Raw genomic sequence first — 19,662 nt, 5'->3', positions numbered from 1 at the left:
TCCGGATGCCCGTAACGGACAGAACCGCTCTAGCTGAACTGTTCGCGATACTGCGTCGGGGTCAGCCCAAGCTTTTCGCCGAACAGAAAACGCATGTGCCGCACGCTGCCGAAACCGCTTTTGTAGGCCACGGTTTTCAACGGCAGATCGCTGGTTTCCAGCAGATTGCGCGCGCAATCGATGCGCGCACTTTGCAGGAATTCCATGGGCGTCATGTTGACCTCACGGGCAAACACCCGGGCAAAATGCCGCGCACTCATGTTCGCAAGCCCTGCCATGCGCTCGACGGTAAAAGCTTCTTCAAGGTGCTCCAGCACATGGTTCTGCACCCGGGTGATCGGGGTTTCCTGGGGCGCCACTGCCGCCATCAACGGGCTGAACTGCGATTGCCCGCCCTGACGTTTCATGACGACCAGCAGCACCTTGGCCACATCCTGGGCAATCTTTTTGCCATGATCGCGAGCCACCACCGCCAACGCCATATCGATCCCGGCGGTGACACCTCCGGAGGTGATCAGGTTGCGATCTTCAATAAAAATCTGGTCGGTCGCGACGTTTGCCTTCGGAAAGCCCTTGATCAAGCGTTCGGTGTAATTCCAGTGGGTGGTCACACGATAGCCGTCGAGCAGTCCGGCATGGCCCAGCACGAAGGCGCCGGTACAGATCGAGCCATATTGCCCGGCGCGCGTGACCGCGCCTTGCAGCCAGGCGAGCAACGGCGGGTGTTTTTCGTTGTAGGCGCCGGGGCCGCCCGGTACCAGCAGCAAGTCATAGCGCTCATCGGCTTCGTCGATGTGCCGATCGGTGTGCACGAGCACGCCATTGGACGCACGCAACGGCCCGCGCTCGGTGCCCAGGGTGGTCAGGTGATAGTGGGATTGCGGTTTCAGGTAGCGGTTGGCAACCGAAAACACTTCCAGCGGCCCGGCCATGTCGAGCAGCAGAAAATCGGGAAACAGCACCATGGCCACGGTCTTCATGGGGGTATCACCAAAATCCATGCAAAGTCATAAGTTTGCGCATTATGGCCGGAACAGGCGAAATCGTTGGAAAAGAATGCGTGATCCAGCCCACACAACTGTCAACCATAAAGGGACAGTATTTCAATTTTCATCTACTTATTGCATCGCAGGGTAACCAGTAACCTTCTCCTCACTCGGACGAATCAACGTCCTGAAAGGAGATTTCATCATGCTGACCCTTCGCAAAGCTTCCGACCGTGGTCTGGCCAATCATGGCTGGTTGAAGTCGTTCCACACCTTTTCCTTCGCCAGCTACCGTGACCCGCGTGAACAGGGTTTCTCCGACCTGCTGGTCATCAACGATGACCGCGTCGCCGCTGGCAAAGGCTTCGGCCAGCACCCGCACCGTGACATGGAGATTTTCTCCTATGTGCTCGAAGGTGCGCTGGAACACAAGGACACCCTCGGCACCGGTTCGGTGATCCGCCCCGGCGATGTGCAACTGATGAGCGCCGGCAGCGGCGTGGCCCACAGCGAGTTCAACCACTCGGCAACCAAGCCGGTGCACTTTCTGCAGATCTGGATCGTGCCGGACGTCAGCGGCGCGAAACCGCGTTACCAGCAAGAGCACTTCAGCGAACAGAAAAAACGCGGTCGCCTGCAACTGATCATTTCGCCCGAAGGCAGCCACGGCTCGCTGAAAGTACGGCAGGACGCACGGGTGTATGCCGGACTGTTCGATGGCCAGGAAAGCGCGACACTCGAACTGCCCGCCAACCGCTACGCCTATGTGCACGTTGCTCGCGGCAGCGTTGAACTGAACGGCATGCAGTTGAAGGAAGGCGACGGCGTAAGGGTTCGTGAAGAACAGGCACTGACCCTGAGCAATGGCCAGGATGCCGAAGTCCTGGTGTTTGACCTGCGGCCGCAGGAACTGCCGGAAATGCCATGAGGGGCAGGTTTCGGCGCCCACAAAAAACGGCCTTCACTGAAGGCCGTTTTTTATTGGCAGAACAACTACTCGTTTTCCGACATAAAGGCCTCGACGATGTGTTCGATCACCGCCCTGACCCGCGCGGTGTGGCGTAAATCCGCATGGGTCACCAGCCACACTTCATAAGGTAACGGCCGCGTACGTTCCGGCCACAGCCTGACCAGACCATCACGCTCGCCCATGTAGACCGGGATTTCTCCTACACCCAGACCGGCGGCAATCGAGCGCCGCACCAGCAGACTGGAACTCAGACCGGCGACGATCCGCCCGCGAGTCATGGGCTCGGACACCAGGGTCAGATCCTTGTTGCCCTGCAGATACGGCTCGTAAACCACCAGATCGTGGCCCTCGAACGCACTGCCCGGTGCCGGTACGCCATGGCTGTCGACATAAGCCTGCGAGGCAAACAGCCCCACCGGCCAACGCGCGATGCGCCGGGCGATCAAGTCCGGATTGTCTGGACGGGTATTGCGCACGGCGATGTCCGCTTCGCGTTTGGCCAGGCTGAGGATCTGTGTGGAGGCGTCCAGTTGCACGCGCACGTCGGGATGCTGTTCGTGCAACTGCGCCATCGCCGGGATCAGAAAGTCGATGGCCAGCGAATCGGTGGTGCTGACCCGCACACTGCCGGTCAGGCGGTCGTCCAGGCCCTGGATACGCCGCTCCAGTTCCAGCGCCGAATGCTCCATTTTTTCCACCGACTTGAGCGCCGCTTCGCCGACTGCCGTCAGTGCATAGCCCTCGGAGGTGCGCAGGAACAAGGTCGCGCCCAGCGACTTTTCCAGTGCCGTGATGCGGCGCCCGACTGTCGCCTGATCCACGCCCAGTACACGCGCGGCCCCGCGCAATGTCGACTCGCGGCAGACCGCTAGAAACACCCTTGCATCATCCCAGTTCATAGCGTTCTCCATTGATGCATAAACGCATCACTATCACGCAAACTCGCTGCATTAACGCAGCAACGATAGCCGATATGCTGGGCGCCATAAACCTTTCAAAGGATTGCCGTGATGCACACTTCAATTGCTTCGCCCGAACGTCCGGACACAAGTGTCTGGCTGGCGATCTTCGCCGGACTCTGCGCCAGCCTGGTCAGCATCGGTCTGGCGCGTTTCGCCTACACACCGCTGATCCCTTCGCTGATTCAGGCGCAGTGGTTTTCCGCCCATGATGTGGTCTATCTCGGCGCGGCCAATCTGGTCGGTTACCTGATCGGCGCCCTCCTCGGCCGCCCGCTGGCACGCCGGCTTACCCAGAGAAACGCTCTGCGCCTGATGATGCTGGCGGTGACCGTGGCGTTTTTTGCCTGTGCGTACCCCGTGTCGGTGAGTTGGTATTTCGGCTGGCGCCTGCTGTCGGGAATCGCGGGCGGCGCGATCATGGTGCTGGTGGCTGCGACTGTATTGCCCCATGTACCGGCCGCGCGCAAAGGCCTGGCCAGTGGGGCGATTTTCCTCGGCATCGGTCTGGGCATCGCCGGCTCGGGCACGATCGTTCCGCTGCTGTTGAGCCTGGGCTTGCAAGCAACGTGGCTGGGATTGGGCGCTTTGTCGCTGGCACTGACGGCATTGAGCTGGTTCGGCTGGCCCTCGGAGCTGCCCCATGCAACCACCGCAACGGCTCAGGTGGAACCGGTCGAGCCGACACCGCCCGCTGTTTATCTGCTGTTTGCCCAGTACGCATTCATGGCTGCCGGGCTGGTACCGGCCATGGTCTTTCTGGTGGATTACGTCGCCCGTGGCCTGGGCGCCGGGGCGCACGTCGGCGCGCTGATCTGGGTCATGTACGGTCTGGGCGCCATCGTCGGCCCGGTGAGTTATGGCTTTCTCGCCGACCACCTCGGCGCGCGGACCGGCATTCGTGTGGTGCTGGTGGTGCAGGCGATCACCCTGGGTTTGCTGGCGGTTTCGCATTCGTTCCTGGCGTTGGCGCTGCTGGCGGTGGTCCTCGGTTCCTTTCCACCGGGCATTGTGCCGCTGGCATTGGCTCGGGTGCATGAGCTGGTGCCGGATCACCATCGCCAACAGGTGGCGTGGAGCCGGGCCACAGTGTCGTTCGCCACGTTTCAGGCGCTGGCCGGGTTCGCCTATTCGGCGCTGTTCAACGCCACGGGCGGACAGCATGTGTTGCTCTTCGTGATAGCCGGCGGTGCCATCTTGATCGCTCTGATACTTGAGTACGCCATGAAATTGCTGCCCTCCTCCGTCGAACAACGCTGCTGCGCCGAATGACGGGAATCATTGCGCCCTGACTGCGTTCCCATCTACTGATCACTTTTTCAAGAGGAATCGAAAATGACGTTGCCCAATGAAATGACCCGAATCGAAATCACCGAACCGGGTGGGCCCGAGGTTCTGCAATCCCGACGCGTGCCGCTGCCGGTCGCCGCCGAAGGCGAAGTTCTGATCCGCGTGCACGCCGCCGGCGTCAATCGCCCGGACGCCCTGCAACGCGCCGGCAAGTACCCGATGAAGCCCGGCATGAACCCGATTCCGGGCCTTGAAGTGGCCGGCGAGGTCGTGGCGATTGGCAGCGGTGTCAGCACATTCGCGGTCGGTGACCGGGTCTGCGCGCTGACCAATGGCGGAGGTTACGCCGAATACTGCACGGTCCCGGCCGGCCAGACTCTGCCAATTCCCGACGGGCTCGACTGGATTCAGGCTGCGGCTATTCCTGAAACCTTTTTCACTGTGTGGGCCAACCTGTTCGGCCTCGGCGGCGCCAGCCGTGGTCAGCGCGCCTTGATCCACGGCGGCACCAGCGGCATCGGCACCACCGCGCTCATGCTGTGCCGCGAGTTTGGCATCGAAGCTTTCGCCACCGCCGGCAGCGCCGATAAATGTGCAGCGATCCGCAATCTGGGCGGCGACGCGATCAACTACCGGGAACAGGAGTTCGCGGCGGTCATCGCCGAGAAAACCGCCGGCCAGGGCGTGAATGTGATCCTCGACATCATGGGCGGCTCATACCTCAACGGGAACATCAGCGCCTTGGGAATGGATGGACGGTTGGTGATGCTCGGTTTCCTCGGCGGCGCGCGAGCCAATGACATCGATCTGCTGGCGATCCTCGGCAAACGTGCGGTGGTCACCGGTTCCCTCCTCCGCGCCCGTACCTCGGCGGAAAAAGCCGCCATCGCCGATCAATTGCGCGAACACGTCTGGCCGGTGCTGGCCGCCGGACGCTGCCTGCCGATCATCGACAAGGTCTATCCGCTCGCCGAAGCAGCCAAGGCCCATGCGCACATGGAAGCGGGCGACCACATCGGCAAGATCGTGCTGAAGATCGACTGAGTCGTTGCAGCATTTTGTAATCGTTGCGGGTGGGCGGCGGTCGAAAATGTCACGCGCGTGTCCAGGCTTCTGGTAAAAAGCGTTCTTTGTCCACGCGGTGGTGAAACGTTTAATGTTCCTGGCCTTCATGACCCGAGTTCGACGCCGCCGTCTGGCGTTCGCCTGCATGGCCGCCCTGATCGTCGGCGTGCCGGCGAGTTGTGCCGTGCTGGAACACACAGAGCGCAAGCTTCTGTTTCGCATCGAACCGGGCACCGCCGGCTGGTATCACGGTTTGCCCGGCAGCGTGCAGGAACTCGACCTGCAACCGAAAAGCTTCAAGGCCGGGCAAAACATTCACGCCTGGTGGTGGCCGGCAGAGCGCGCCGATGCACCGGCCATTCTTTATTTGCATGGCGTACGCTGGAATCTGACAGGGCAACTGTTTCGTATCGAACAATTGCGCGCGGCAGGTTATTCGGTATTGGCCATCGACTATCGCGGTTTCGGCCAGAGCCGTGGCGATCTGCCGTCGGAAAGCACGGTGTACGAAGATGCCCGGGTAGCCTGGGAACGCTTCCAGCTGTTGCAACCCGATCCGAACAAACGCCTGATCTACGGGCATTCATTGGGTGGCGCGGTCGCCATCGATCTGGCTGCCGAACTCGGTCGCGACGCCACCAGAAACCACACCCCATTGCCGGTGCGCGGACTGGTTATCGAATCCACCTTCACCTCCTTGGCGGATGTTGCGGCAGCCGTGGCCAACACCTCCCTTCCAGTCCGCTGGTTGCTGTCGCAGAAATTCGATTCCATCGACAAGATCGCCGAGATCCACATGCCGTTGCTGGTGGTACACGGCCTGGCCGACGCCTTCGTGCCGTCACGCTTCAGCGAACAACTGTTCGCCGCCGCCCGGCAGCCGAAACGCCTGTTGCTGGTGCCCGGCGCAACGCACAACAACAGCATGGCGCTGGGCGGACAGAACTATCGCAAGGCAATCGATGCGCTGATGCAAACCCGACCTGCCGCCCGGGTGGCCGGCGCTGCGGTGCAAAAGAATCCGCGCGATTCCTGACGTCCCTCCCCCGCAGACCATCGGTCACCCCGAAAGGAAATTCTTGCAGCATCGGCTGGAAATTCGGCGATCTGACGCTTTGCTGGATGGAGTCAATCCATGACGCTGCTTCGGCACACCCGGCCGCGCAGCGTTCCACTGCCTATTCGGGAGCACCACCATGAAAATCAACCCGTACCTGATCTTCAACGGCGACTGCCGCGCAGCCTTTACGTTTTACGAGCAATGCCTGCAAGGCAAGCTCGAAGCGATGATGACCTTCGGCGAAACGCCAGCCGCCGAACATGTACCGAAAGAGCACCACAACCTGATCATTCACACCTGCCTGAAAGTCGGTGATCAGATGCTCATGGCTTCGGACACCACCCCCGACCGCCCGACCCAAGGCATGAGCGGTTGCTCGATTTCGCTGAATGTCGACAGCATCGTCGAGGCCGAGCGGGTATTTAACGCCCTGGCCAGAGACGGTCGCGTCGACATGCCGCTGGAAGCCACCTTCTGGGCCGCACGATTCGGCATGCTGGTGGATCGTTTTGGCGTGTCGTGGATGGTCAATTGCGAAAGTGACAAGTGACGCTGTCATTGCGCCGGACATGAAAAAGCCCGACCTTTTCAGGTCGGGCTTTTTCGTTCAACGCTGGGCCAATTCGTGGCGAATGCACTGTTCGTAATAGGTCTGCTTGACGGCCGCCGGTTTGAGCCGCGACGCGCTGTCGTAGGTCTGCTCGGTGATGCCCATGGCGGTCATGCGCATCCACGGTTGCTGGAACTTGCGCGCCTGCAAGCGCTTGCGCGCGCCATAGAGGGAAATCCCGGACAGCTTCGACTGTTGCGCACCGGCGGCAATGTCCGAACCCCAGGTACACGCAAAACGATGGCTCTTGCTCAGCTCCCTGGCCTGGGCCTGCACCGCGAACAGAGCGAGGGAAAGCGTTGCTACGGTGATGACAATCGTCCGCATATAGCCCACCTAACCTTTTGAAAAAAAGCGAGTTTGCCGGGACTTGAAACATTCGGGGGCCAGCAATTTGCCGCCTGTTACTCCTTGGTTCGAACTTCAACCCTCAACCGGTCTGCACCTTCTTCCTCACACTGGATCGTTATCGGTACAAAACGCTCGATGACCAAAATGTTGCTGTGCAAATGCTCGGTCATCCTGGGTGTGGTGAACGATCCACCTCCGGCCAGCACCATCGGCAACAGCAACTGGTCGGCCAGATGCTCTGCCACCGCCGCACCGCTGTGCAGCCAATCGGTCGCTTGATCGATCGCGGCGTCCGCAACCTTCTCCGAACGCAGTGAGGCTTGACCGAAAGCGCTGAAAACCTCCGTGACGTGTTCGAACGAATATTCCAGCAGCAGCACATTGCCCGGGCCACAGGCCGGATCAAGGATGACGGTGTTCAATTCTGCTGACGCCATGTTCAATCGCTGGGCCACCCTTTCGAGCTCGCGGACACCGACACTCGGCGCCAGTCCGGCCGTTAGCGCAAACGCCTGTTGCGAGAGCGGCAAGCCGCGCTCACACAGGTGCAGTGCTGACAGTTTCGATGGTTGCACCCTGACGTCAATTTCACCGCCGCCGGCCGGTACAAACCCGTGGCGCAGCAACGTCAGTTCAACCTCCGCGCCCATCCGTCGCAGCAGCGGCAACCAGCTGCGGCTGAGAAAATCGGTCGGTGGCGCCAGCGGATTATGCGTGCCGCCGCTGATCCGCACGCGGCTGGCTTGCGGCGCCAGTAACAAGGCGGGCAGCAAGGTCTGCAACACCAGGGTGCAACTGCCGGCGGTGCCAATGGCAAAGCGATAATCGCCGCCACGAATCGGCCCCGGCTCGAAGCTCAATGTCTGCGAGCCCAGTTCAGCCCCCTGGATCTTTGCACCGCAGACCTGCGCCGCCGCCATCACGGCGGTCAGGTGCTGGCGCAACAGGCCCGGACGACTGCGCCGGGCCCGAATCCGCACTATTCGAAACGCCTGGCCCGTCACCATCGACAGACTCAGCGCACTGCGCAACACCTGGCCACCGCCGATGGCGCCGTCCAGTTCAATCACGTCCTGTTTCATTTTTTTCCTTAGGCGTACAGACCAACGGTTTCCCGCAGGTATCGATCGAGCTGCCGCGAATCCTCCCGGGTTCTGGGCAATGTCGGCACCGCACGCTCAAGCTCCGCCTCGATGAACGCATGCAGCGCCGGACGACGAGGACCGTATGCGCTCTCATCGGCATTGCGCTTGAGCGCGAGCAGTTCATCAACTTCATCGAGCAAGGCTCGGTCATCGACGGTACTCAGCAGATCGCTGAACGTCATCGGCGGCCGACCCCGTCCCTGATCGATCCAGCGCACCGCCAGCAGCGGCCGCAGTACGTAAAAGTACTTTTTGAACCGCACGCTTTCGCCTTGCAGATAACCACGGAAGTTCTTCTTCGCCATCGACAGATAATGATTGCGCGCGGCTGACGGGCTGTAGAACGCCTCGGCCAGTGCCCGCAGTTGGGAAACCGCTGCAGTCTCGCTGCGATAAACCAGCGGGGAGTCGAGCCATTCGAGCAAGGTCGGGTTGGATTTGCGCAACAGCCCGAGGGTTTTACGCAGCTCCCAACCACTGACATCCAGCTCGTCATCCAGCGGGCGCTCGATCACATCACTTGGTGCATCGACCTGGACGAACCACTCCGGTTTCTCCACATAAACGAAGCGCACATCGTAATCACTGTCCGGCGAGGCAAAACCCCAGGCCCGGCTGCCCGATTCGCAGGCATACAGCACTGTGACATTGCGTTCGCGCTCTATGCGCGTCAGTTCTTCCAGTACCCGGGCACGCATGGTGTTGCACAGCGGGTGACGTTCTTCGAATTTCATGTCCTTCAATCCTTGTTCCGGCGTGCCTGGCGGCACGCGTTATCCCTTGACGCACACCACCTGACGCAGGGTGTGCAGCACCTCAACCAGCTCACGCTGGGCGTGCATGACTTTGTCGATATCCTTGTAGGCCATCGGAATTTCATCGATCACCGCAGCGTCCTTGCGACATTCGACGTGCGCGGTGGCGCGGATCTGGTCTTCGACGGTGAAGGTGTTTTTGGCCTTGGTACGGCTCATGGTCCGACCGGCACCGTGGCTGCAGGAGCAAAACGATTCTTCGTTGCCCAGACCGCGCACGATGAAACTCTTGGCGCCCATCGAACCGGGAATGATCCCCAACTCGCCCTTCTTCGCTGACACCGCGCCTTTGCGGGTGACCAGAATGTCCTCGCCGAAATGCCGCTCTTTCTGCACGTAGTTGTGGTGGCAATTCACCGCTTCCAGCGCTACGTCGAATGGCTTGCGGATGATCTGCCGCGTGGCCTGAATCACCGCGTGCATCATTAGCGCACGGTTCTGTTTGGCGAAATCCTGGGCCCAGCCCACGGCTTCGACGTAATCGTCGAAATGCCGACTGCCTTCTTCGAAGTACGCCAGGTCACGATCCGGCAGATTGGCGATGTGCTGTCGCATATCCGCCTGGGCCATCTGGATGAACAGGTTGCCGATGGCGTTGCCGACACCGCGCGAGCCGCTGTGCAACATGAACCAGACCCGGTTGGCCTCGTCCAGGCACACTTCGATGAAATGATTACCGCTGCCCAGTGTTCCGAGATGCCCGCGGTTGTTGGTGTTGGCCAGTTTCGGGTACTTGTCGGTGATCGCCTTGAACCGTGGATTCAGCGCCGCCCAGGCCTGATCCGCCTGCTGCGGAATCTCGTCCCAGGCGCCTTTGTCGCGGCGCGAGCGGGTCGAACTGCGGCCATGGGGCACCGCTTGCTCGATGGCACTGCGCAGACCATGCAGGTTGTCCGGCAGATCGGCCGCCGTCAGCGAGGTTCGCGCGGCAATCATGCCGCAACCGATGTCCACCCCGACCGCTGCCGGGATGATCGCGCCGACCGTGGGAATCACGCTGCCGATGGTCGAGCCCTTGCCCAGATGGACGTCCGGCATGACCGCCAGGTGCTTGAAGATGAAGGGCATCTTCGCCGTGTTCATCAACTGCTCGCGCGCTTCGTTTTCCACCGGGACGCCTTCGGTCCAGAGCTTGATCGGTTTGCCGTTGGCGACTTTCAGCAGTTGGTAAGTGTGTTCTTTCATCATCTCGATTCTTCAGGTAGTTCCACCGGCATTCGCCGGCGGATTCAAAAAGGTGGCACGACAAAGATTGATGACTGTTGCGCGTTGCCACGCACCGGGGTTAGCCGGCCTCAGATGTACAGCCATCGGCATTCGTGCCGTCACGCGCACTGACAAGGGTTTGGTGGGACGTCTTGGATGTAGTCCCACCGGCATTCAGTGCCCGTGACAAATCAATTCTTTGGGCGGCTCATGGCTTCATCCCATGCGCTCAATCGCTTCGACCCAGTGCTGCGGTCCGTACCGGCCGGCAGTGAACTGTTCGATCACATCGAACACCGCGTCACTGAAACCGCCGATATTCAGGATGTCGTCACGATCCGCCGCCGGTGTCGCCCAACCCGGTTGCAGGTCAATGCAGATCAGGCGTGCCTGGGGATTGATGCGCTTTATCCGCTCCCATTGCAGCATCGTCTCGCTGGCGCCCTGACGTCGCGCATCGATCCAGGATTCGTTGTCCGACACCATGATCAGCGTATCGACCCTGGCCTTGCTGTCCGCCAGTTTCTTCAACGGCGCCGAGCAGCAGGTTCCGCCGCCGAAAATGCCTGCAAGCTTTTCGGCATTGCTGATCACACTGTCGCGCGGGTTGAGGGTGATATCCACCACCTTCCATTCGAATGGCATCACCCGTGCCGTCGGTTGTTTACGCAACACCGCCGCCGTAATCAATGCCGCCACATCGATGCAGCGCACCGCCGTGGTCGCACCCTGACGGTAACCCGTCAGCGGGCTGCCCATCGAGCCGGAAACATCCGGGCAAACCACTACCGCACCCTGCAGCTTCGGCACATTGGTCAACGACAGCTCCAGCGCATCCTGCAAAGCCTCGCGAATCAGCGCCGGCACGTCATCGCCGACCATCCGGTACGCCGCCAGCAACTGGTACGGATACACCCGCGCCTTGGCCACGGCTTCAGGATCCGCCAACCGCGCGGCCACGTATTCGGTGCAACCCGGTACTTCAAAAGCACCGTGGCGCGCCAGCGTATTGAGGTTGATGCGCAGGCCCTGCCATCCCATATTTCGTGCCTGAGCCGCCCATTGCTCCTTGCTCAAGGTTTCGTTACCGAGCAATTGAAAAGGCACTTCAGGCACTTGCTCACTCGCACCGCTGCGAAAGGCCAGCAAATCGCGAGTCAGTGCGGGCAACGCCTTTGCATCCACCGGCTTGCCGATCACCCAGGCAAAAAACGCTTCACGCCAGGCCTCGGACGGTTTTGGGTGAACCATCTTCACCACATCCGCCAGCGAAGGCTGATTGCCGATCGATGCCTGCAACAGCTGTCGCTCGGTCGCGCTGTTCAGCCAGTTCTGCACCAGACGCTTGGGTTGAGAACCGAGGGAGCGGCGACCGGTGGCGCCACTGCGCAAGATCTGCACGAAGTTGCGCAGCATCTTGCCGCTGTCCACGACCTGCCCGAACACCTCCGGCACCAGAGCCGAACGCTGAGCCGTCAGCGCTGCCAGCAACAACGCCGGCATATCTTTCATGTGTCCTTTCTGGCGAGCATAAAGAGCGGCATTTGCCACGAAACGGCTGTCCAGCTCCGCCACCAGCTTCAGCACCTGATCCAACTGGCTTTGAGCCGTTGCGTAAAAGGTCGAATTCAGGCAACCGGTGACTGCCAGCTGGGCCAGCTGATGCTTGGGCGTGTAGGCATAAGCCGCAGCCCCGGAAGCATTCAAGGTGTCGCACGCCGGCAGGTTTTTCGATTGCGTGTTGAAGAGGTTGAAGTTGGCCATCGTGGCGTCTCGCTGTGTTGTCCTGTTCGTTGTGACAGGTATTGCAGCCGCTGTGCCAGTTTTGGAAAACGTTCGCGAAATATTTTTATCTAGTTGATTTTAAAGGGTTTTGTTCTAACAACGAGCATCCCTGAATTTTCGCCACGACAAATAACGCCCTCGAATACTATCATTGGTTATCGTCATTTATCTTTCAGGATAATCCATGCCCAGCAAGCGCACTGTCGCCATCGGTTTCATCGGCGCCACCCTCGATCGCGTCGGCAAAGGCGCCAATCGCTGGAGCCATTGGCGGCCTAGCGTCGGCCTGTGCCAGCAACCGGACGTCTTGATCCATCGCTTGGAACTGATACACGGCACAGATGCACGGGACGCAAGCCTGGCCGAACGCATTCGCGAGGACATCCGTCAGGTATCGCCGGACACAGAGGTACGCCTCCACCCGATGGCGTTGCGCAACCCCTGGGATTTCGAAGAGGTCTACGGCGCACTCCACGACTTCACCTCCGAATACACCTTCGATACCGAGCGTGAGGACTATCTGGTGCACATCACCACGGGGACCCACGTCGCGCAGATCTGCTGGTTCTTGCTGACCGAGGCGCGCTACCTGCCGGCACGCCTGATCCAGACCTCCCCCGCCCGTCGCAAGAGCGAAGAAGAGCCGGCCACCGGCACCCACGCCCTGATCGACCTTGATCTGTCGCGCTACGACCGGATTGCCTCACGATTCACCCACAAACGTCTGGAAGGCCTGGAGTTTCTCAAGTCCGGCATCGCCACTCGCAACACCGCGTTCAACCGTTCCATCGAGCAGATCGAACGCGTGGCCGTGCGCTCCAAAGCGCCGATGCTGCTGATCGGCCCGACCGGCGCCGGCAAGTCCTTTCTTGCCCGACGCATCTATGAGCTCAAACGCAGTCGCCATCAAATGCAGGGGCGTTTCGTTGAAGTCAACTGCGCGACCCTGCGTGGCGACGGCGCAATGTCCGCGCTGTTCGGCCACGTCAAAGGCGCCTTTACCGGCGCACAAAACGCTCGCGACGGCCTGCTGCGAGCGGCTGACGGCGGCATGTTGTTTCTCGACGAGATCGGCGAACTGGGGGCAGATGAACAAGCGATGCTGCTCAAGGCCATCGAAGAGAAGCGCTTCTTCCCGCTGGGCTCGGACAAGGAAGTCGACAGCGACTTCCTGATCATCGCCGGCACCCACCGCGACCTGCGCAGTCGCGTCGCCGAAGGTCTGTTCCGGGAAGATCTCTACGCACGGATCAACCTCTGGACGTTCGACCTGCCAGGCTTGGCCGGACGCCGCGAAGACATCGAACCCAATATCGATTTCGAGCTTGAACGTCACGCACGCGAATACGGCCAACTGGTGCGTTTCAATCTTGAAGCCCGACGGCGCTACCTGAGTTTCGCCAGCTCACGGGAAGCTGCGTGGCTGGGCAATTTCCGTGAACTCTCGGCCTCGATCACGCGTATGGCGACGCTGGCCGACAGCGGGCGAATCGATGAAGCGCAGGTCGAGGAGGAAATTGATCGGCTGCGGTATGCGTGGGGCCTGGCGCAACCAACCGGGATGAAGAATGAGCTGCCGGGCGATGCGCAGACGCTGGACCTGTTCGATCGATTGCAATTGAAGGCAGTGCTGGAGGTTTGCAGACAGGCAGACAGCTTGTCGGATGCCGGCAGACGACTGTTCGGCGTGTCGCGACAGGCGAAAGCACAGCCCAACGATGCGGACCGATTGAGGAAGTATCTTGGAAGGTTCGGCATTGAATGGAACCAGTTGCGTGAGCAGTGAAGCGCGGCCGCAATCGACTAAGCCGTTGAGATAAACTGCGCCACACCGCGATACAAACATCAAGCGAAGGACAGACACGGATGAGCTTACTGGAGTTTTTCTCAGACCTGCTATCACTGTGCAGCTTCGAGACGTCCGGCCAAAAGCCTCGCAGAGTCTTCACCCGCGGATTTGTCGTGACCTGCGTCTTTGTGGCGATCATCGAGCTGTTCTTGCTGAACCACATCTATAGCGGGCGTCCGTGAACAAATAGCTATGAGTTCCCGCCCGTCAGTTGACCGGCACTTTACCCCGCGTCAGAACTTCCAACGTCTATCCACCTGACGCGGAAGCCCGACGATGAACAGAACCATTGCAGCCCTCATGCTTGGAAGTCTTTTATCTGCCACCGCACCGTTGGCGATGGCGGGAAGCACCGTTCCGCCTACGGGTATTCCCGGGGTCAACCAGGGAGGCACCGAATCCAGGATAGACAAGGCCGACAAGAAGGGTGAAGAAGCCTCGGGGTCGAACTCCGGCGCAGAGGCCCATGAGACCGAGAAGGATGCGCAAACATCCAGCGGATCTAAGAATGAAGCTGAAGAAAGAAAACCTTGAACGATTTTGCTGCACCAGGAGTTTTGCGCAGGCACAAAAAAGCCGATCTGGCTGATCGGCTTAAGTGTCTGATTCTACTCAGGAATAATGGTCGGGACGGAGTGATTCGAACACTCGACCCCTAGCACCCCATGCTAGTGCGCTACCGGACTGCGCTACGCCCCGACTAGGTTTGAAACTCGTTCTTCATCTCGAAGAACGCTCAAGAATATATCGCAAGCTTTTGAAAACTGGAAGTATTTAAAAGCAGGAAATTATTTCTTGAGAACCACCAGAACGTCTTCGAGCTCGGCGATCATCTGGCGGATCATTTGCTTGTATTGGGTGGTGTCGTCTTTGGCTTCATCGCCGGACAGACGCAGGCGCGCGCCGCCGATGGTGAACCCCTGATCGTAAAGGAGCGCACGGATCTGCCGGATCATCAGCACGTCCTGGCGCTGATAATACCGGCGGTTTCCGCGCCGTTTGACGGGGTTGAGCTGAGGAAACTCCTGCTCCCAATAGCGCAGCACATGAGGTTTAACCGCACACAGCTCGCTGACTTCACCGATGGTGAAGTAGCGTTTGCCCGGGATGACGGGGAGTTCGTCGTTATGACTTGGTTCCAGCATAAGCCTCAACTCGGGCCTTCAACTTCTGCCCTGGACGAAAGGTGACCACACGGCGAGCCGTGATCGGGATTTCTTCCCCCGTTTTCGGGTTGCGGCCAGGCCGCTGGCGTTTGTCCCGAAGGTCGAAATTGCCGAAACCCGACAATTTGACCTGCTCGTTGTCTTCAAGAGCGTGCCTGATTTCCTCGAAAAACAGTTCCACCAACTCCTTGGCTTCCCGCTTGTTCAGGCCCAGCTCTTCATACAGACGTTCCGCCATCTCAGCTTTCGTCAAAGCCCCCATACGTCACTTCCTTAACGTGGCGTTCAACCTTTGTTCGAGCGAGGTGAGGATATTTTGCGTCGTCGAATTCACCTCATCGTCATTAAGAGTGCGCGATGGATGCTGCCAGGTCAAGCCGACTGCGAGGCTTTTTCTATCAGGATCAATGCCTTTACCCTGATACACGTCAAATAGCCTGAGGTCTGTCAGCCATTCGCCTGCATTTTCACGGATTACGTCCAGTACAGCCGAGGCTGCAACGTCTTTGTGCGCAATCAGTGCCAGGTCACGACGCACTTCAGGAAAGCGCGACAACTCGTGGAATTTCGGCATTTTCCCCAGAGCGACTTCAGCCAGAACCAGCTCGAAGACGAAGACCGGACGGTCGAGACCCAGGGATTTCGACAGCTCAGGGTGAATCGCGCCGATAAAGCCGACTTCACGCCCTTCCCGCTCGATGCGTGCGGTCTGGCCTGGATGCAGTGCAGGGTGCTTGCCCGGTGCAAAAGTAAACTGATCCAGCGCACCGGCAAAGCCCAGCACCGCCTCAACATCAGCCTTGACGTCGAAGAAGTCGACGGTATCGCGGCCTTGCGCCCAGCCTTCCGGCAGACGGCTGCCGCACACCACACCGGCGATCATCGGTTCTTGCTTCAGACCTTCCAGCTGACCGACGAAGCGCAGACCGCTCTCGAACAGACGAACACGATCCTGCTGACGGTTGAGGTTGTGCTGCAGCGCCTTGACCAGACCCGGCCACAGCGACGAACGCATGGCGGCCATGTCATTGGAGATCGGGTTCGCCAACAGCAGCGGCTCGACGCCCGGGTTGAACAGCTCGAACTGCTTCGGATCGATGAAGCTGTAAGTGATCGCTTCTTGATAGCCACGAGCGACCAGCAGACGACGCAGCTCCGGCAGATCGCTGCGCGCTTCAGCCTTGGCCTGTGGCGCCAGACGAGCTTGCGGGTAACGAACCGGCAAGCGGTTGTAACCGTACAGACGCGCCAGCTCTTCGATCAGATCGACTTCCAGGCTGATATCGAAGCGGTGGCTTGGCACTTCTACGCGCCACTGCCCTGCTCCGTCGGCGGAAACCTTCAGACCCAAAGCATTGAGCAGGCGCTCGACTTCGGCCGAATCCATTTGCATGCCCAGCATCTGGGTGATGCGCTGAGCACGCAGGGTGATCAGTGCGATCGACGGCAGATGCTGCTCGCTGACGGTCTCGATGATCGGGCCAGCTTCGCCACCGGTGATTTCCAGCAGCAGGCCAGTGGCGCGCTCCATGGCTTCACGGGCCAGTTGCCAGTCTACACCGCGCTCGTAGCGGTGCGAAGCGTCGGTGTGCAGACCGTAGGAACGAGCCTTGCCCGCCACCGCGATCTGGTCGAAGAACGCACTTTCAAGGAATACGTCGCGAGTGGTCGCAGATACACCGCTATGCTCGCCACCCATCACGCCGGCAATGGCCAGAGCGCGAGTGTGGTCGGCGATCACCAGCGTATCGCTACGCAGGCTGACTTCCTGACCGTCGAGCAGCACAAGCTTCTCGCCCTCTTCTGCCATGCGCACACGGATGCCGCCATTGATTTCGGCGAGATCGAAAGCGTGCAGCGGCTGACCCAGCTCGAGCATCACGTAGTTGGTGATGTCGACGGCGGCGTCGATGCTGCGGACTTCGGCGCGACGCAGGCGCTCAACCATCCACAGTGGCGTCGGCTTGGACAGGTCAACGTTACGGATGACACGGCCCAGATAACGCGGGCAGGCAGCAGGTGCCAGGACTTCGACGGAGCGCACTTCGTCGTGCACTGCAGGAACGGCCTTCACCACCGGGCGAGTGACCGGAGCGTCGTACAACGCGCCGACTTCACGGGCCAGACCGGCCAGGGACAGGCAGTCGCCGCGGTTCGGAGTCAGATCGACTTCGATGCTGGCGTCTTCCAGGTCCAGATAAACACGAAAATCTTCGCCCACCGGCGCATCAGCCGGCAGCTCCATCAGACCGTCATTGCCTTCGCCGATCTGAAGTTCGGCTTGCGAGCACAGCATGCCGTTGGACTCGACGCCGCGCAGCTTGGCCTTCTTGATCTTGAAGTCGCCCGGCAGCTCGGCACCGATCATTGCGAACGGAATTTTCAGGCCCGGACGCACGTTTGGCGCACCACACACAACCTGGAAAGTTTCCGCGCCATTGCTGACCTGGCAAACGCGCAATTTGTCGGCATCGGGGTGCTGCTCGGTGCTCAGCACCTCGCCCACAACCACGCCACTGAAAACACCGGCGGCCGGCGTAACGCTATCGACCTCAAGACCGGCCATCGACAGACGGGCAACCAGCGCGTCGCGATCTACCTGCGGGCTGACCCAGCCACGCAGCCATTGTTCACTGAATTTCATCCTGCTCTCCTAAGAATTCGTTACGACTAGCGAAATTGCGCGAGGAACCGCAAGTCGTTGTCGAAGAACAGACGCAAGTCGTTCACGCCGTAACGCAGCATGGCCAGACGCTCAACGCCCATGCCGAAGGCGAAGCCCGAGAACTCTTCCGGATCGATTCCGGACATGCGCAGCACGTTCGGATGAACCATGCCGCAGCCCATCACTTCCAGCCAGCCGGTCTGCTTGCAGACGCGGCAGCCTTTACCGCTGCACATCACGCATTCCATGTCGACTTCGGCGGAAGGCTCGGTGAACGGGAAGTACGAAGGACGGAAACGCACGGCCAGTTCTTTCTCGAAGAACACCCGCAGGAACTCTTCGATCGTGCCTTTTAGGTCGGCGAAGTTGATATCGCGATCGACCAGCAGACCTTCGACCTGGTGGAACATCGGCGAGTGGGTGATATCGGAGTCGCTGCGGTACACACGGCCTGGGCAGACGATGCGGATCGGCGGCTTTTTCGATTCCATGGTGCGGACCTGTACCGGCGAGGTATGGGTGCGCAGCAACATGTTGGCGTTGAAATAGAAGGTGTCATGCATCGACCGGGCCGGGTGGTGGCCTGGGATGTTGAGCGCCTCGAAGTTGTGATAGTCGTCTTCGACCTCAGGGCCTTCGGCAATGCCGTAGCCGATATGAGTGAAGAACTGTTCGATACGTTCCAGAGTCCGGGTTACCGGATGCAGACCACCGGAGGTCTGACCACGGCCCGGCAGGGTCACGTCAATGGATTCGGCAGACAGCTTGGCAGCCAGTTCGGCTTCCTCAAACAGAGCCATGCGCGCATTGAGAACGCCTGTGACACGTTCCTTGGCAACGTTGATCAGCGCGCCGACCTGCGGACGCTCTTCTGCCGGCAAATTCCCCAGGGTCTTCATCACCTGAGTCAATTCACCCTTTTTGCCAAGGTATTGAACCCGGATTTGCTCCAGGGCATTGATATCTTCAGCGCTTTGCACAGCCTCTAGTGCTTGAGAGACCAGCGCATCCAGGTTTTCCATGTACAGACTCCAGATACAAAATAGGGGAAGAGCTTGAAGGCTCTTCCCCTATTTATGACGTTTAACACCTGGCTCCACAGAGGTGAGGCCGGGTGACTGTCGGGGGTACTTAAGCCAAGGTGGCTTTAGCTTTCTCGACAATCGCAGCAAACGCCGCTTTTTCGTTCACTGCCAGATCAGCCAGAACCTTACGGTCGATCTCGATGGACGCTTTTTTCAGGCCAGCGATGAAACGGCTGTAGGACAGACCGTTAACACGAGCACCAGCGTTGATACGAGCGATCCACAGAGCGCGGAACTGACGTTTTTTCTGACGACGGTCACGGTAGGCGTATTGGCCTGCCTTGATTACCGCTTGCTTGGCAACACGGAATACGCGGGAGCGTGCGCCGTAGTAGCCTTTAGCAAGTTTCAGAATTTTTTTGTGACGTTTACGGGCAATGACGCCACGCTTTACACGAGCCATGAGTTACTTCCTCTATTCTTGATCCAAAAATTAACGAAGGCGCAGCATGCGCTCGACTTTTGCCACGTCAGACGGATGCAGCAAGCTGCTACCGCGCAGTTGACGCTTACGCTTGGTCGACATTTTGGTCAGGATGTGGCTCTTGAAAGCGTGCTTGTGCTTGATACCGTTAGCAGTTTTCAGAAACCGCTTAGCAGCACCACTTTTGGTTTTCATCTTTGGCATGTTCGGATACTCCGCATTCAGTTGATA

The 19,662-nt window shown here is 59.7% G+C and carries 20 protein-coding genes and 1 tRNA gene; 7 read left to right on the top strand and 14 right to left on the bottom strand.

The window, feature by feature from the left end:
• Nucleotides 1-29: 29 nt before the first annotated feature.
• Nucleotides 30-980 carry a GlxA family transcriptional regulator gene (locus ACODTD_RS23725; protein WP_489105283.1) on the bottom strand — a complete coding sequence of 317 codons (951 nt, stop codon included), beginning with the start codon at nt 978-980 and terminating at the stop codon, nt 30-32.
• A 211-nt stretch (nt 981-1,191) separates the two neighbouring features.
• Here ACODTD_RS23725 and ACODTD_RS23720 point away from each other — a divergent pair, with 211 nt between their 5' ends.
• A complete protein-coding gene (locus ACODTD_RS23720) occupies nt 1,192-1,914 on the top strand; it encodes a pirin family protein (RefSeq protein WP_011333405.1) in 723 nt (240 codons plus the stop codon).
• Nucleotides 1,915-1,979: 65 nt separating this feature from the next.
• On the opposite strand, the gene ACODTD_RS23715 is transcribed toward ACODTD_RS23720, so the two are convergent.
• Nucleotides 1,980-2,855: a LysR family transcriptional regulator gene (locus tag ACODTD_RS23715; protein ID WP_489105282.1), complete on the bottom strand. Its 876-nt coding sequence runs from the start codon at nt 2,853-2,855 to the stop codon at nt 1,980-1,982.
• Between the two features lie 111 nt (nt 2,856-2,966).
• Between ACODTD_RS23715 and ACODTD_RS23710 the strand changes: the two genes are divergently transcribed.
• From ACODTD_RS23710 to ACODTD_RS23695, 4 genes are all read left to right on the top strand, one after another.
• The gene (locus ACODTD_RS23710; protein ID WP_011333403.1) at nt 2,967-4,187 is read left to right on the top strand and encodes a YbfB/YjiJ family MFS transporter; all 1,221 of its coding nucleotides are present in this window, start codon (nt 2,967-2,969) and stop codon (nt 4,185-4,187) included.
• Nucleotides 4,188-4,250: 63 nt separating this feature from the next.
• Complete coding sequence (locus ACODTD_RS23705) at nt 4,251-5,249, top strand: NAD(P)H-quinone oxidoreductase (protein ID WP_201817644.1); 999 nt, start codon at nt 4,251-4,253, stop codon at nt 5,247-5,249.
• 112 nt (nt 5,250-5,361) lie between these two features.
• Entirely contained in the window at nt 5,362-6,306 is a 945-nt protein-coding gene (locus ACODTD_RS23700; RefSeq protein ID WP_011333401.1) for an alpha/beta hydrolase, read from the top strand.
• Nucleotides 6,307-6,466: 160 nt separating this feature from the next.
• Nucleotides 6,467-6,880, top strand: coding sequence for a VOC family protein (locus ACODTD_RS23695; RefSeq protein ID WP_011333400.1), 414 nt, complete (start codon nt 6,467-6,469; stop codon nt 6,878-6,880).
• Between the two features lie 57 nt (nt 6,881-6,937).
• Here the strand turns inward: ACODTD_RS23695 and ACODTD_RS23690 are convergent, their stop codons facing one another.
• From ACODTD_RS23690 to ACODTD_RS23670, 5 genes are all read right to left on the bottom strand, one after another.
• The gene (locus tag ACODTD_RS23690) at nt 6,938-7,267 is read right to left on the bottom strand and encodes a hypothetical protein (RefSeq protein ID WP_011333399.1); all 330 of its coding nucleotides are present in this window, start codon (nt 7,265-7,267) and stop codon (nt 6,938-6,940) included.
• Between the two features lie 77 nt (nt 7,268-7,344).
• Complete coding sequence (rtcA, locus tag ACODTD_RS23685) at nt 7,345-8,373, bottom strand: RNA 3'-terminal phosphate cyclase (protein ID WP_011333398.1); 1,029 nt, start codon at nt 8,371-8,373, stop codon at nt 7,345-7,347.
• 8 nt (nt 8,374-8,381) lie between these two features.
• Entirely contained in the window at nt 8,382-9,170 is a 789-nt protein-coding gene (locus ACODTD_RS23680; protein ID WP_489105281.1) for a nucleotidyltransferase domain-containing protein, read from the bottom strand.
• Nucleotides 9,171-9,209: 39 nt separating this feature from the next.
• Nucleotides 9,210-10,436, bottom strand: coding sequence for an RtcB family protein (locus ACODTD_RS23675; protein WP_489105280.1), 1,227 nt, complete (start codon nt 10,434-10,436; stop codon nt 9,210-9,212).
• 237 nt (nt 10,437-10,673) lie between these two features.
• Complete coding sequence (locus tag ACODTD_RS23670) at nt 10,674-12,221, bottom strand: RNA-binding protein (protein WP_489105279.1); 1,548 nt, start codon at nt 12,219-12,221, stop codon at nt 10,674-10,676.
• Between the two features lie 205 nt (nt 12,222-12,426).
• Between ACODTD_RS23670 and rtcR the strand changes: the two genes are divergently transcribed.
• Nucleotides 12,427-14,028 (top strand): RNA repair transcriptional activator RtcR, encoded by a 1,602-nt coding sequence (gene rtcR / locus ACODTD_RS23665; protein ID WP_285354562.1) that lies wholly within the window; start codon nt 12,427-12,429, stop codon nt 14,026-14,028.
• Between the two features lie 339 nt (nt 14,029-14,367).
• A complete protein-coding gene (locus ACODTD_RS23660) occupies nt 14,368-14,625 on the top strand; it encodes a hypothetical protein (protein ID WP_201817670.1) in 258 nt (85 codons plus the stop codon).
• An 88-nt stretch (nt 14,626-14,713) separates the two neighbouring features.
• On the opposite strand, the gene ACODTD_RS23655 is transcribed toward ACODTD_RS23660, so the two are convergent.
• The 7 genes from ACODTD_RS23655 to rpmI form a co-directional block, all read right to left on the bottom strand.
• Nucleotides 14,714-14,790: transfer RNA gene (locus ACODTD_RS23655), tRNA-Pro, on the bottom strand.
• Nucleotides 14,791-14,879: 89 nt separating this feature from the next.
• Nucleotides 14,880-15,236, bottom strand: a complete 357-nt coding sequence (locus ACODTD_RS23650) for a MerR family transcriptional regulator (protein WP_003179985.1) — start codon at nt 15,234-15,236, stop codon at nt 14,880-14,882.
• Nucleotides 15,217-15,519, bottom strand: coding sequence for an integration host factor subunit alpha (ihfA, locus tag ACODTD_RS23645; RefSeq protein ID WP_002553164.1), 303 nt, complete (start codon nt 15,517-15,519; stop codon nt 15,217-15,219). The genes ACODTD_RS23650 and ihfA overlap by 20 nt, the downstream gene beginning before the upstream one ends.
• A 3-nt stretch (nt 15,520-15,522) precedes the next feature.
• The gene (pheT, locus tag ACODTD_RS23640) at nt 15,523-17,901 is read right to left on the bottom strand and encodes a phenylalanine--tRNA ligase subunit beta (RefSeq protein ID WP_489105278.1); all 2,379 of its coding nucleotides are present in this window, start codon (nt 17,899-17,901) and stop codon (nt 15,523-15,525) included.
• Nucleotides 17,902-17,927: 26 nt separating this feature from the next.
• Nucleotides 17,928-18,944, bottom strand: coding sequence for a phenylalanine--tRNA ligase subunit alpha (gene pheS, locus ACODTD_RS23635; protein WP_011333387.1), 1,017 nt, complete (start codon nt 18,942-18,944; stop codon nt 17,928-17,930).
• Nucleotides 18,945-19,053: 109 nt separating this feature from the next.
• Nucleotides 19,054-19,410: a 50S ribosomal protein L20 gene (gene rplT, locus ACODTD_RS23630; protein WP_002553161.1), complete on the bottom strand. Its 357-nt coding sequence runs from the start codon at nt 19,408-19,410 to the stop codon at nt 19,054-19,056.
• A gap of 30 nt (nt 19,411-19,440) precedes the next feature.
• Complete coding sequence (gene rpmI / locus ACODTD_RS23625; RefSeq protein ID WP_002553160.1) at nt 19,441-19,635, bottom strand: 50S ribosomal protein L35; 195 nt, start codon at nt 19,633-19,635, stop codon at nt 19,441-19,443.
• Nucleotides 19,636-19,662 lie beyond the last annotated feature (27 nt).

The organism is Pseudomonas sp. FG35 (assembly GCF_057809295.1).
The sequence above is the reverse complement of the archived record's forward strand: the minus strand, read 5'-3'. Positions and strand labels throughout refer to the sequence as shown.